Genomic DNA, 12,789 nt, shown 5'->3' with positions numbered 1-12,789 from the left:
TGCAAACAACCCGTGCGTCAGCACCCCGTCAAACGCCTTGCCAGCGTCCCGGCGGCACGCCGAACATGCGCCGGAAGTGTCGCGTGAAATGGCTCTGGTCGGTGAAGCCGCTGGCGGCGGCGACATCTGTGACGGAAACGCCGGCGCGCAGTGGCGCGAGCGCGCGCTGCAAGCGCACCTGGTTGCGCCACGCGTGGGGCGGCAGACCGGTCGTTTGGGTGAAAAGACGCGCTGCGTGGAACGGCGAGAGTCCCGCCGCCTGGGCCACTTCAGCGAGCGTGACCGGCTCGACGAGGTCGCCCGTCAGGCGCTCCTGCATGATCGCCACGCGAGTGTCGTCGGGGGCGAGGCGCGAATGCGCCGGCTGCGTTTGCGCGTAGCGCACCAGCAGCGTGGACAAGGCGTCGAGCATGGCGGCCTCGGCAGCGAGCGCGTCGTCGCCCGCTTCCAGCAGACGATGCGCGCGCGCCAGCCGCGCGGCCAGATCCGGGTCGCGGATCACGCCGGGCGCGAACCACGGCAAGGCCTGCGGCTTGCCGCTGACTTCGTCGGCGAGGGCGTGGATGAAGTCCACCGGCGCATACATCACGCGATACCGCCAGCCCGCCTCGACCGCCTTCGAGCCGGTGTGCAACTCGCCGGGATTGATGATCGGCACGCTGCCGGCCTCGGCGACATAGTCGGAACCGAGATACCGGTAACCCTCGGCGCCCGCCACGATCACCGGAATCGTGTACGCGTCGTGCCAATGCGGCGTGAACTCGTGATCGTGATATTCGGCCGTGAGCAGGTCCGCGCCGGGCAGAAGCGGCGTGCGCCAGTAGCGGGCGGAATCCTGGAAACGATGGGCGGCGGTCATGGCGAAGGTCCGGCTGGACCGGTCAGTGTAACGCGTCGCGACCGGTGCCGCCTCATGCGCCGATGGGTCGGGCGGCTGCGTTTTGCCGTAGGGCGGCGCCTACTTGACGGGGATCGTTGTTCCGGCCGGCACCGGCACGGCGCTCACGCTGTTCTTCGCGCTGCCGCTGACCACCCGGTCGCTATAGGTGAGATACACCAGCGAGTTGCGTTTCGCGTCGACCACCCGCACCACATGCAGCGACTTGAAGATGAACGACATGCTCACCGAGAACACGTCAGCCTGTTTCTTCACCGGGCCCGTGAAGTGGATTTCGCCCACCTGACGACAGGCGATCGACGCCTCCGTGGGGTCTTCCGCGATGCCGAGCGTACCCTTGACGCCGCCGGTACGCGCCCGCGACACGTAGCAGGTCACGCCTTGAACCACGGGATCGTCATAGGCCTCGACGACCACGCGATCGGAGCCCGTGACGCGAAAATTGGTATTGACGCTGCCGACTTCTTCGCTGTGTGCCGAAGGCAGCAGGAGGGCGGCGGCCGCCGCAAGCGCGATACGCAACAAAGTGGGTTTCATGGGATGGGATTGCCGGAAATTGAGCGCCTGGGTTGGGCGCAAGACGTGCGCCAGGAAATCGCCATCGTATAACGGCCGGTGGGTGAGAGGGCCGATGCTCCCGGGCGACAGGTTCGCTGGAACGGCGCGAGCTTGGTATCGACCACGGTGACATGGCTCGGCACCGTGCGGCGCGCAAAAAGAAAAAGGCCCGCACGGATGCGGGCCTTTCAATTTTTTGGCTCCTCGACCTGGGCTCGAACCAGGGACCTACGGATTAACAGTCCGGCGCTCTACCGACTGAGCTATCGAGGAACAGCAGTGCAGCTTGATTAACTACAACTTGATCTACATAAAAAAGCCCGTCTTGGTTAACGGGCCTTTGCAATTCTTGGCTCCTCGACCTGGGCTCGAACCAGGGACCTACGGATTAACAGTCCGGCGCTCTACCGACTGAGCTATCGAGGAACAGAACAACAACAGCAGAGAAACGAAATTGTAGGAGGAGCTTAAGCGCCTGTCAATACCTTGTGCTCATCTCGATTTCATTCGAATTCGGCTGCGCACGCGGCAGACAGCGAGGCTCAGCGTACGAGCAACTCGAGCTTTTCCTTCACGTCCTTGAACTCGTCGGCTTCCGGCAGCGGCGCCTTGGTCTTGGTGATGCTCGGCCAGTTCTTCGCGAGATCGGCATTCAGCTCGATGAAGTTCTGCTGGTCGCCCGGCACGTCTTCTTCGGCATAAATGGCGTTCACCGGGCACTCGGCCACGCACACGGCGCAGTCGATGCATTCATCGGGGTCGATCGCGAGGAAGTTGGGACCTTCGCGAAAGCAGTCCACCGGGCACACATCGACGCAGTCGGTATAGCGGCACTTGATGCAGCTTTCGGTCACAACGTGAGTCATTCAGGCAGCTCCTGCATGCGGTATCTGGGGAGGCGGAAACGCCAAAAGCGCTATTGTATCGTAACGTCAAGAGGCGCATGCAGCATCGCACAAGACCGTTTATACGTTTTCGTGATTAGTTTATGGCGTCCGCATTGGGACGTCCCTGGGGCGCGCTGCGCGGGCGTCCGCCGGCGCGCTGAACGCCGGCGCATTCGGGTAACATGCGTCAGGTCGGCGCGCACGGGGCGTGCCGTACGCGCATGGGTGAGTCGGGCCTTTCGTGTCAGGCCTTCCGTTTTCCGCAGTCCAGTTCGCACCATCATGATTATTACTTCGCTGCTCGACACCGATCTGTACAAGTTCACGATGATGCAAGTGGTGTTGCATCACTTTCCCGCGGCGAATGTGGAGTATCGCTTCCGCTGCCGTACGCCGAATGTCGATCTCGTGCCGTATATCGGCGAGATTCGCGACGAAGTACGCAAGCTCTGCAAGCTGCGCTTCACCGACGACGAACTCGACTACCTGCGGCGCATGCGCTTCATCAAGGGCGACTTCATCGAGTTTCTGGCGCTGTTCCATCTGAACGAGAAATACATTTCGATCGAATCGTCGCCGAAGGGCAATGGCGAAATCGACATCGAGATCAAGGGTCCGTGGCTGCATACGATCCTGTTCGAGATTCCGATGCTCGCGATCGTCAACGAAGTCTACTTCCGCAACACCCAGCAGAAGCCGGACTACAGCGAAGGACGCGGCCGTCTCGTCGATAAGATCAAGCTGCTCGGCGCGCGTCCGGAATTCGCCGACTGCAAGATCGCCGACTACGGCACGCGCCGGCGCTTCTCGAAGCAATGGCACGAGGAAGTGATCCTCAAGCTCAAAGAAGGCCTCGGCGAGCAGTTCGCCGGCACCAGCAACGTCTTCTACGCGATGAAGCACAGCCTCACGCCGCTCGGCACGATGGCGCACGAATACCTGCAGGCGTGCCAGGCGCTCGGTCCGCGATTGCGCGACTCGCAGATCTTCGGCTTCGAAATGTGGGCCAAGGAATACCGTGGCGACCTGGGTATCGCGCTCTCGGACGTCTACGGCATGGAAGCGTTCCTGCGCGACTTCGACATGTACTTCTGCAAGCTGTTCGACGGCGCGCGCCACGATTCCGGCGATCCGTTCGACTGGGGCGAACGCCTGCTCAAGCACTACGAAGCGAACCGCTGCGACCCGCGCACCAAGATCCTCGTGTTCTCCGACGCGCTCGACATTCCCAAGGTGCTGCAACTGTATGAGCGCTTCCGCGGCCGCTGCAAGCTCGCGTTCGGCGTGGGCACGAATCTGACCAACGACCTCGGCTACAACCCGTTGCAAATCGTCATCAAGATGGTTCGCTGCAATGGTCAGCCGGTGGCGAAGCTGTCGGATTCGCCGGGCAAGAACATGTGCGAAGACAAGGCTTACCTCGCATATCTGCGTCAGGTATTCGGCATTGCGCAGCCCGAGGAAGAGGCGGCGAAGTAACGCGGTTCGTCGCTGGCTATAGCGTAAGGCCCGTGTTTGACACGCGGCAATAGCCCGTTTGGCCAAGGTGTTCGCGCGCAGGGCGGCCGGTATAATTCTCGCCATATCGCACGGCTGTCGACACGAGGATTTCGCACATGGACACATCGATTGCCCGCCGCAACATCCTGGCGCGTATCCGCGCGGCGCAAGGGCGTGAGCCGGAGCCGTCCGCTTCCGAGCGCGAGGCCGCCGCGGACTACCTGGCGCGCCATCCTGCTGGCCCGCGGCCGGAGATGCCGGTCGACCTCGTCGCGCGCTTCATCGAAGAAGCGCAGAAATTGGCCACCACGGTCGACTCGGTGCAAGCACTGAGCGACGTGCCGGCCGCGGCGCATCGCTACCTCGCGCAACATGCGTTGCCGCTGCAGGCCATCGCCTGGCAAACGCTGCAGGATCTGCAATGGGCCGAAGCCGGCCTCATCGTCGAATTTCGCAAGCCGCAAGACGGCGACGTGGTCGGTCTCACCGGCTGCTTTTGTGCGACCGCCGAGACTGGCACGCTAGTGCTGCTGTCCGGGCCGGAAACGTATGCGTCGGCCGGTCTGCTGCCGGAAACGCACATTGCCATTGTGCCGGCTTCGCGCATCGTTTCGGGTCACGAAGAGGCGTTCGCACTAATCCGCAAGGAACGCGGCGAACTGCCGCGCGCAGTCAATTTCGTCTCCGGGCCTTCGCGTACCGGGGATATCGAACAGACCATCGTGCTGGGCGCGCATGGGCCTTATCGGGTGCATGTGATCGTCGTGCAGGGCGCCTGAGCGGCAAGCGCGGCTCGGCGGTGCATCGGGACGCATGCTCCGATGCGCGGCTGCGGGCAATAACAAGGACTTCAATTCTATGAAAGGACGTGCCGTTTGTACTGGCATGGGGCTCGCGGCTGCATTGACGCTGGCCGGCTGGCCGCAATTTGCGTCGGCCGCCACGCTCGACGGCGCGACTTTGTCGGCGTTGTGGGGGCTGCCGTTCGCGGGCGTGCTGCTGTCGATCGCGGTATTTCCGCTGATCGCGCCGGCGTTCTGGCATCACCACTTCGGCAAGATTGCGGCGGCCTGGGCGCTCGTATTTCTCGTGCCGTTCGCGCTCAGCTACGGTAGCGGCGTCGCATTCGGCACGCTCGTTCATGCGCTGCTCGAAGAATACGTTCCGTTCATCGTGTTGCTGATGGCGCTCTACACCGTGGCGGGCGGCATCTGCGTGCGCGGCAATCTGCATGGCACGCCGCGCCTGAACACGGCGATCCTCGCGCTCGGCACGTTGCTCGCGAGCATCATGGGCACGACCGGCGCGGCCATGTTGCTAATCCGCCCGTTGCTGCGTGCCAACGACAATCGCAAGCACGTCGTTCATGTGGTGGTTTTTTTTATCTTCCTGGTGGCCAACGCGGGCGGCTCGCTTTCGCCGCTGGGCGACCCGCCACTCTTTCTCGGCTTTCTGCAGGGTGTGAGTTTCTTCTGGACCACCACGCATCTCGCGCTGCCGATGCTGTTCGTCTGCGGCGTGCTGCTGATCGCGTTCTATGCGCTGGACTCGTACTACTTTCATCGGCGCGAGGAGGAACGCTCGCGCTTTCTCGATCGGACGCCCGACACGCCGCCGCTCGGCATCGATGGCAAGATCAATTTCGTATTGCTCGCCGCCGTGATCGCGCTCGTACTGATGAGCGGGCTGTGGAAACCGGGCGTGGAGTTCGACGTGTTCGGCACGCACGTGGCTTTGCAAAATGCCGTGCGCGATGCCGCGCTGATCGGTGTGACGTTACTCTCGTTGGCGCTCACGCCGCGCGCGGCTCGCGCGGGCAACGACTTCAACTGGGCGCCGATCGAAGAGGTGGCCAAACTGTTCGCCGGCATCTTCGTGACGATCGCGCCGGTCATCACGATTCTGCGCGCCGGCGAGGCGGGTGCGTTCGCGGGCATCGTCCATCTGGTCAACGACGCGTCGGGCCAGCCGCACGATCTGATGTACTTCTGGGCGACCGGGCTGCTATCTTCGTTTCTCGACAACGCGCCGACCTACCTCGTGTTCTTCAACCTGGCCGGCGGCGACGCGCAGACGCTCATGACCACCGGCGCCACCACGCTCGCGGCGATCTCGGCCGGCGCGGTGTTCATGGGCGCGAACACCTATATCGGCAATGCGCCGAACTTCATGGTGAAGGCAATCGCGGAATCGCGCGGCGTTCGCATGCCGGGCTTTTTCGCCTATCTGGGCTGGTCCGCCGTGGTGTTGTTGCCGCTTTTTCTCGTCACCGGCTGGCTCTTTTTTTGACGCCGAGGCAATCGAACTCGACGCGCTATACGGAGAATTGCAATGCAGAAGATCCTCGTCGCCCGTCCGATCTTTCCCGATGTGATCGAACGGCTCAAACAGTATTTCGACGTCGACTGGAATCGGGGCGACGTATTGTCCGCCGACGAACTGACGCGCCGTCTCGCGGATAAGGACGGCGCGTTGACCGCGGGCGACCCGGTCGGCGCGGCCGAACTCGCGGCGGCGCCGCGTCTGCGCGTGGTGGCGAATATGGCGGTGGGCTACAACAACTTCGACATGGCCGCCTTCAACGCGGCTAACGTGCTAGGCACCAATACGCCGGACGTGCTGAACGAATCGACCGCGGACTTCGGCTGGGCGCTGATGATGGCGGCGGCGCGCCGCATCACCGAATCGGAACACTGGCTGCGCGCGGGCCAATGGCAGAAGTGGGCGTATGACGCGTTTCTCGGCAGCGATCTGCACGGCTCGACGCTCGGCGTGATCGGCATGGGCCGCATCGGCCAGGCGCTCGCACGTCGCGCGAAGGGCTTCAACATGCAGGTGATTTATCACAACCGTTCGCGCGTCGCGCCCGAGATCGAGGCCGAGCTGAACGCCGAGTATGCATCGAAGCAGGACCTGTTGCGGCGCGCGGATCACGTCGTGCTCGTTCTGCCGTACACGAAGGAGAACCATCACACGATCGGCGCGGCCGAACTCGCGTTGATGAAGCCGACTGCGACGCTCACGAATATCGCGCGTGGCGGCATCGTCGACGACGTCGCGCTTGTCGAGGCGTTGCGCTCGAAGCAGATTGCAGCGGCCGGTCTCGATGTGTTCGAAGGCGAGCCGAATCTGAATCAGGATCTACTCAGCGTGCCGAATGTCGTGCTGACGCCGCACATTGCCAGCGCGACCGAAGCCACGCGCCGCGCCATGGCGAATCTCGCCGCGGACAATCTGATCGCGGCCCTGGGTGAAGGTCCGCGCGCGGGCCGGCCGCCGAATCCGGTCAACCCCGACGTCATCGGCAAGGCGCGTTCATGACAATGTATCTGGTGGCGGCCGTCGCCGTGCTGGCGGTCGCATTGGTTATCGCTTTGGTTTTGCTGATGCGCGCTCATGGCCGCGCGGAGGACAACGAGCAGTTCGAGTTGCTCAACGAACGCATGGACGCCACGGCCGACGCGCAAGCCCATGCTTACGAACGGCTTGAGCGGCAACTGCGCAACGACATCACCGAGACGGCGCGCGTGTCGCGTACCGAACAGAGCGGCGGCTTCGCGCATTTTCAGCAGACGCTGGCCGCGCAGTTCAGCAGCATGACGACGGTGCAGGGCGGCAAGATCGACGGTTTCGCGCAGCAACTCGACGCCGTGCGTCACAGTCTGCAGGCGCAGGCCCAGCAGGCGCGCGACGAGCAGGGCCGCTCGCTCAAACAGTTCGGCGATACGCTGAGCCTGCAACTGGGGCAACTCACCGAGGCGAACGACCGCCGTTTCGCCGAAGTGCGCGCGACCATCGAACAGCGGCTCAAAGATATCGAGGCGAACAACTCGGTCAAGCTCGACGAAATGCGCCGCACCGTCGACGAAAAGCTGCATGCCACGCTCGAACAGCGGCTGGGCGAATCGTTCAAGCTGGTTTCCGATCGGCTCGAACAGGTGCACCGCGGCCTGGGTGAGATGCAGACGCTGGCGGCCGGCGTCGGCGATCTGAAGAAGGTGCTCACCAACGTGAAGACGCGTGGCACGTGGGGCGAAGTGCAGTTGGAAGCGCTGCTGGAGCAACTGCTCACCGCCGACCAGTACGCGAAGAACATTGCGACAGTGCCGAGAAGCGCGGAGCGCGTCGAGTTTGCGATCAAGCTGCCGGGCCGCGCGGAGCAAGGCGCTGCGGCCACGCCTGTCTGGCTGCCCATCGACGCCAAGTTTCCGCGCGAGGATTACGAGCGTCTGATCGAAGCGCAGGAGCGCGCCGACCCGGTCGCGGTGGAAGAAGCATCACGCGCGCTCGAAGCGCGGATTCGCGCGGAGGCACGCACGATTGCGGAAAAGTACGTGTCGCCGCCGCACACCACGGACTTCGCGCTGCTGTTCCTGCCAACCGAAGGCCTGTACGCGGAAGTGTTGCGCCGGCCGGGGCTGACGGACCTGCTGCAACGCGACTATCGCGTGACGATTGCAGGGCCGACTACGCTCACCGCATTGCTCAATAGCTTGCAGATGGGTTTCCGCACGCTCGCGATCGAGAAGCGGTCGAGCGAGGTGTGGCAGGTGCTCGGCGCGGTGAAAACGGAGTTCGGCAAATTCGGCGATGTGCTGGCGAAGACGAAGGCGCAACTGGAAACCGTCACGCGGTCTATCGAAGCGGCGGAGACGCGCACGCGCGTCATGAGCCGCAGATTGCGCGACGTCGAGGCATTGCCAGGCGAGGAGGCGAGCGGGTTGCTCGGCGATGCGCTGTCGGGCGTGGATCCTGACGAGCAATAACGGGGTGGGGCTTGCGGTTTGGTCGCAGCGCCGATTCAGGCGCTTGCAGCCGCCAACCGTTCAAGCGCTTCACCCGCCAGACGCACCACGCGCCAATCCGGCATGACAGAGGCGCCCATCTTTTCATAGAAGCTGATGGCCTGCTGGTTCCAATCCAGCACGGTCCATTCGAACCGCCCGCATTGCCGTTCCACCGCCAATGCGGCGAGGCGTTGCAACAGCGCGGTGCCGAGACCGCTACCCCGTTGCGAGGGTTGCACATAGACGTCTTCGAGATACAGCCCGCGCTTGCCGACGAAACTCGAGTAATTGTGGAAGAACAGCGCATAGCCGACGATGCGTCCTTCGTTCTCCGCTACCAGTGCCTCGATCGAAGGCCGTGCGCCGAACAGCGCGTCGCGCAAGCCGTCTTCGGTCGCGACGAAGACATGCGTGAGGCTTTCGAATTGCGCGAGTTCGTACGTCAGCGCAAAGATGGCGCCGGTGTCCGCGGGCGCGGCGGCGCGGATCGTCGCGGGCATTACGCCTCTTCCGGCGCGTCGGTCAATTGGATTTCAATGCCGCCGAAGCGCGACGCCACCCAGTTGTACGCATGACATGCGATCCACAGCAGGATGAAACCGAGAATCGCGTTCAGCAGCAGCGCGCTGAACACCGTGCTCAGTTCCACCGAACCATAGCGCACGAACGCGACCAGTACGCCCAGCAGCACGATCGGCACCGAAAACGTCAGGTACACAAGGATCAGTGCTTTGGCCGTCTGTCCCGGTGCAATGAACGAGATCTGTTTTTTCATGTAAGTCAAACCCGTGTGTCGTAGTGGTAATGGGTAAAGCTGCAAATCAACGCCGGCGGGTACGTTGCCTCAGCCGTGCGTCAGCCGTCAGATGAGACCGTCGAACAGCATGATAGCGACGCGCTCTCCTTCGGCGATCTCGCCTTCATCGTGCCGGAGCACGATGAAGCAATTCGCTTCGCTCATCGAACTCAGCACGCCGGAGCTTTGCGATCCGGTCGGCGTGACGTGCCACTGTCCGTGCGCGTCCTGTTGGGCTACGCCGCGCTGGAATTCGGTGCGCCCGGCGCGTTTGCGGATGGCCCGGCGGCTCATGGCGTGAATGACCGGCAGCGGTTGCGGCGTGGCGCCCGACATCAGCAGCAGCACTTCTCGCACGATCTGATAGAACGCCACCATCACGGCGACCGGATTGCCCGGCAACCCGAAGAATAACGCGGGAAGCCCGACACCCGGCCGCTCGCCGGACCAGACGCGGCCGAATGCAAGCGGGCGGCCCGGGCGCATGGCGAGACTCCAGAACGCGACGTCGCCGAAAGTTTGCAGCAGTTGCTTGGTGAAGTCCGCCTCGCCGACCGAGACGCCGCCCGAGGTCAGCACCACGTCCGCGCTCGCCGCGGCGCTGCGCAAGGCGGCTTCCATCGCGGCGGGCTCGTCCCGCACCACGCCGAGGTCGAGCGTGTCGATGTTCAGGCGCCGCAGCATGGCAAACAGCGTGTAGCGGTTGCTGTCGTACACGCAACCCGGATCGAGCGGTTCGCCGAGCGAGCGCAATTCGTCGCCGGTCGAGAAGAAGGCGACGCGCAAACGCCGCCTGACATTGACTTCGCCGATGCCGAGCGATGCCAGCAAGCCGAGGTCCGACGCGCGCATGATGCGGCCCGCCCGCAGCGCGGCATGACCGCGCGCGAGGTCTTCGCCGGCGAGGCGCCGGTTTGCGCCGCCCGCCACGGCGTTGGCCGCGAAGCGGATCGAAACGGAATCGGCGCCGCGCTCGACGAGTTCCTGCGGCACGACCGTGTCGCAGTCGGCCGGCATGCAGGCGCCGGTCATGACACGCGCGCATTGCGTGGCCTCGACGCGGCCCGCGAACGGATGCCCGGCCAGCGCCTTGCCGACGACCGCCAGTTCGACGGTGGTCGCGCCGGTGGCGAGTGCCGCGCGGTTGAACGCGTAGCCGTCCATGGCGGAGTTGTCGTGCGAAGGGACGTCGATCGGCGACACGATATCGGCCGCGAGCACGCGGTCGAGCGCGTCGCGCAAGGCCACGCGTTCAACGGCCGTGACCGGCGCGGCCCACTGACGAACAATCGCCTGAGCGGCCGGCACAGGGAGCGCGTGAGGATCGTACTGCGCGACGCAGCGGGAAAATTCGTTAAGCGTGGTCATGAAGGGCTGGGCGTCGCGACCGAAGGCGGGAGCGGCGGTTGCCGTGCGGCCGGAGCGGGATTTCAACCGGGGCCTCAATCACGCTGGAGGTCGGCGAGTTCTTGTAGCGAATTGATATTGTAAAACGCGCGCTCGTCGGTAAAGACGACTTCCACCGTCTTGTGGCGCGCGTACCACGCGCGAACTTTACGCTCGCCGGCTTCCAGGAAAGCCGAGAGATCGTCCGCGAGACTCGTGCGCAAGAGCGCGAAGACGGGATGCAGGGACGTTTGGCCGTGCGCGTCGGTGGTGGTGACCGTGGCGATATCGGCCCCGTTCGAGTCCAGCGCGTGCGCGAGGCGCTCGGCGAGGTCGTCAGGCAGCCACGGCGAGTCGCAGGGTGCACTGAGTACATAGGCGGTGCCGGCTGCGCGCAACCCGGTGAGCAGGCCCGCCAGCGGGCCCGGAAATCCGGCCAGGGTGTCCGCCACCACCGTGGCGCCGAACGGCGCGCCGAGTGCGCTGTAAGCCTCAGGGTGACGATTGGCGCTGATCAGGAGGGCGCCGGTTTGTGGCGCGAGGCGCTTGAGCACGTGGGCGGCGAGCGGCTCATCGTGCAGCAGTTGCAGGCCCTTGTCGGCGCCGCCCATGCGGACGCCGCGCCCGCCCGCGAGCAACAAACCGGTGATGTGTTCGCGCGTCGGCTTCATGCGCCGCCGCTCAGCCGCCGATGTACGACATTTCGACGCGGCGGCCATCCCGCGCGCCCGAATCGGCCGAGGCGCTGCCGCGCAATTGCGAATAGCGGTCGCCGCGGTCCTGCCAGATCTCGGCGATGGCGGTGGCGATGTCGGCGTCGCTCGCGCCGTTGCGCACCAGCGCGCGCAGATCGTGACCCGACGACGCGAACAGGCACAAGTAGAGCTTGCCTTCGGTCGACAGACGCGCTCGCGTGCAACTGCCGCAAAACGCGCGCGTCACGCTCGAAATCACGCCGATCTCGCCGCTGCCGTCCGCGTAACCCCAGCGCTGCGCGGTCTCGGCGGCGCTGTGCGCTTCGAGCGGCGCGAGCGGGAAGTGCTCGGCGATGCGCGTGACGACGTCGGCGGACGGCAGCACTTCAGTCATGTTCCAGCCGTTCGACGTGCCGACGTCCATGTATTCGATAAAGCGCAGCACCGCGCCCGAGCCTTTGAAATGACGCGCCATCGGCACGATTTCGCTGTCGTTGGTGCCGCGCTTGACGACCATGTTGACCTTGACCGGCGCGAGGCCCACCGCGTGCGCCGCGGCAATGCCGTCCAGCACGTCGCCGACGGCGAAGTCGGCGTCGTTCATGCGGCGAAACAGCGTGTCGTCGAGCGCATCGAGACTTACCGTGACGCGGCTCAAACCGGCGTCTTTCAGGCTGCGCGCCTTGCGTTCCAGCAGCGAACCGTTGGTGGTCAGCGTCAGATCGAGCGGGCGGCCCGCCGGCGTGGTCAGTTGCGCGAGCCGTTCGATCAGGAATTCCAGATTTTTGCGTAACAGCGGTTCGCCGCCCGTCAGACGGATTTTTTCGACGCCATGTGCGACGAACAGCCGCGCCAGCCGTTCGATTTCCTCGAAGCTCAGCAAGGCGCTATGCGGCAAAAACGTGTAGTCCTTGTCGAACACCGCGCGAGGCATGCAGTACACGCACCGGAAATTGCAGCGATCCGTGACCGAAATGCGCAGGTCGCGCAGCGGGCGCGCAAGCGTGTCGTGCAGCGCGCCGCTGGGCGTCTGCACGGGGCCGGCGATGACCGGCACAGCACTGAGATCGGCAACAGGGATGATGCGTCGGGACATGAATTGCTTCGATGAATTGCGTCGGTTAGTGCTTGAAATTAAAGCTAGATATTCATTCTATCGGAAATGCTTCCGGGGGCAGCGGCACCCCTGGCCGTGTCGGGGTATACGGGGAGTGGCATAGCGCTGTGAGTTTGGGCTGCAGCACGGCCCATGAAAGCAAAAAGCCCGCCGGTGAGGGCGGGC

General features: G+C 64.3%; 13 protein-coding genes and 2 tRNA genes. 5 read left to right on the top strand and 10 right to left on the bottom strand.

Annotated features, from left to right (window positions below; all coding sequences use genetic code 11):
- Nucleotides 1-28 precede the first annotated feature (28 nt).
- From P0D80_RS34435 to fdxA, 5 genes are all read right to left on the bottom strand, one after another.
- Complete coding sequence (locus tag P0D80_RS34435; protein WP_408181063.1) at nt 29-859, bottom strand: helix-turn-helix transcriptional regulator; 831 nt, start codon at nt 857-859, stop codon at nt 29-31.
- A gap of 99 nt (nt 860-958) precedes the next feature.
- Nucleotides 959-1,435, bottom strand: a complete 477-nt coding sequence (locus P0D80_RS34430) for a CreA family protein (protein ID WP_132373553.1) — start codon at nt 1,433-1,435, stop codon at nt 959-961.
- Nucleotides 1,436-1,653: 218 nt separating this feature from the next.
- Nucleotides 1,654-1,729, bottom strand: a tRNA-Asn gene (locus tag P0D80_RS34425).
- A 77-nt stretch (nt 1,730-1,806) separates the two neighbouring features.
- Nucleotides 1,807-1,882: transfer RNA gene (locus P0D80_RS34420), tRNA-Asn, on the bottom strand.
- Between the two features lie 116 nt (nt 1,883-1,998).
- Nucleotides 1,999-2,322, bottom strand: coding sequence for a ferredoxin FdxA (gene fdxA, locus P0D80_RS34415; RefSeq protein ID WP_064268471.1), 324 nt, complete (start codon nt 2,320-2,322; stop codon nt 1,999-2,001).
- Between the two features lie 303 nt (nt 2,323-2,625).
- Between fdxA and pncB the strand changes: the two genes are divergently transcribed.
- The 5 genes from pncB to P0D80_RS34390 all read left to right on the top strand — a co-directional run bounded on the left by pncB (nt 2,626) and on the right by P0D80_RS34390 (nt 8,609).
- A complete protein-coding gene (pncB, locus tag P0D80_RS34410) occupies nt 2,626-3,822 on the top strand; it encodes a nicotinate phosphoribosyltransferase (protein ID WP_408290512.1) in 1,197 nt (398 codons plus the stop codon).
- A gap of 137 nt (nt 3,823-3,959) precedes the next feature.
- A complete protein-coding gene (locus P0D80_RS34405) occupies nt 3,960-4,622 on the top strand; it encodes a LutC/YkgG family protein (protein WP_408181061.1) in 663 nt (220 codons plus the stop codon).
- A 79-nt stretch (nt 4,623-4,701) separates the two neighbouring features.
- Nucleotides 4,702-6,132 carry a sodium:proton antiporter gene (locus P0D80_RS34400; protein WP_408181060.1) on the top strand — a complete coding sequence of 477 codons (1,431 nt, stop codon included), beginning with the start codon at nt 4,702-4,704 and terminating at the stop codon, nt 6,130-6,132.
- Between the two features lie 42 nt (nt 6,133-6,174).
- Nucleotides 6,175-7,164 carry a 2-hydroxyacid dehydrogenase gene (locus P0D80_RS34395; RefSeq protein ID WP_408290509.1) on the top strand — a complete coding sequence of 330 codons (990 nt, stop codon included), beginning with the start codon at nt 6,175-6,177 and terminating at the stop codon, nt 7,162-7,164.
- Nucleotides 7,161-8,609 carry a DNA recombination protein RmuC gene (locus tag P0D80_RS34390; RefSeq protein ID WP_408290507.1) on the top strand — a complete coding sequence of 483 codons (1,449 nt, stop codon included), beginning with the start codon at nt 7,161-7,163 and terminating at the stop codon, nt 8,607-8,609. Before P0D80_RS34395 ends, P0D80_RS34390 begins: the two co-directional genes overlap by 4 nt.
- Before the next feature lie 35 nt (nt 8,610-8,644).
- On the opposite strand, the gene P0D80_RS34385 is transcribed toward P0D80_RS34390, so the two are convergent.
- The 5 genes from P0D80_RS34385 to moaA form a co-directional block, all read right to left on the bottom strand.
- Nucleotides 8,645-9,130 (bottom strand): GNAT family N-acetyltransferase, encoded by a 486-nt coding sequence (locus P0D80_RS34385; RefSeq protein ID WP_408181057.1) that lies wholly within the window; start codon nt 9,128-9,130, stop codon nt 8,645-8,647.
- On the bottom strand, nt 9,130-9,405 hold the full coding sequence (locus P0D80_RS34380; protein ID WP_006053283.1) for a hypothetical protein: 276 nt from the start codon (nt 9,403-9,405) through the stop codon (nt 9,130-9,132). The genes P0D80_RS34385 and P0D80_RS34380 overlap by 1 nt, the downstream gene beginning before the upstream one ends.
- Before the next feature lie 87 nt (nt 9,406-9,492).
- Nucleotides 9,493-10,794 carry a molybdopterin molybdotransferase MoeA gene (moeA, locus tag P0D80_RS34375; RefSeq protein ID WP_408290504.1) on the bottom strand — a complete coding sequence of 434 codons (1,302 nt, stop codon included), beginning with the start codon at nt 10,792-10,794 and terminating at the stop codon, nt 9,493-9,495.
- A gap of 74 nt (nt 10,795-10,868) precedes the next feature.
- Complete coding sequence (gene mobA / locus P0D80_RS34370) at nt 10,869-11,483, bottom strand: molybdenum cofactor guanylyltransferase MobA (protein WP_408290502.1); 615 nt, start codon at nt 11,481-11,483, stop codon at nt 10,869-10,871.
- 10 nt (nt 11,484-11,493) lie between these two features.
- Nucleotides 11,494-12,603 carry a GTP 3',8-cyclase MoaA gene (gene moaA / locus P0D80_RS34365; protein WP_408181054.1) on the bottom strand — a complete coding sequence of 370 codons (1,110 nt, stop codon included), beginning with the start codon at nt 12,601-12,603 and terminating at the stop codon, nt 11,494-11,496.
- Nucleotides 12,604-12,789 lie beyond the last annotated feature (186 nt).

This window comes from Paraburkholderia sp. RL17-373-BIF-A, from assembly GCF_046030175.1.
Classification (GTDB): Bacteria; Pseudomonadota; Gammaproteobacteria; order Burkholderiales; family Burkholderiaceae; genus Paraburkholderia.
This window is presented reverse-complemented; position numbering and strand designations above follow the sequence as displayed.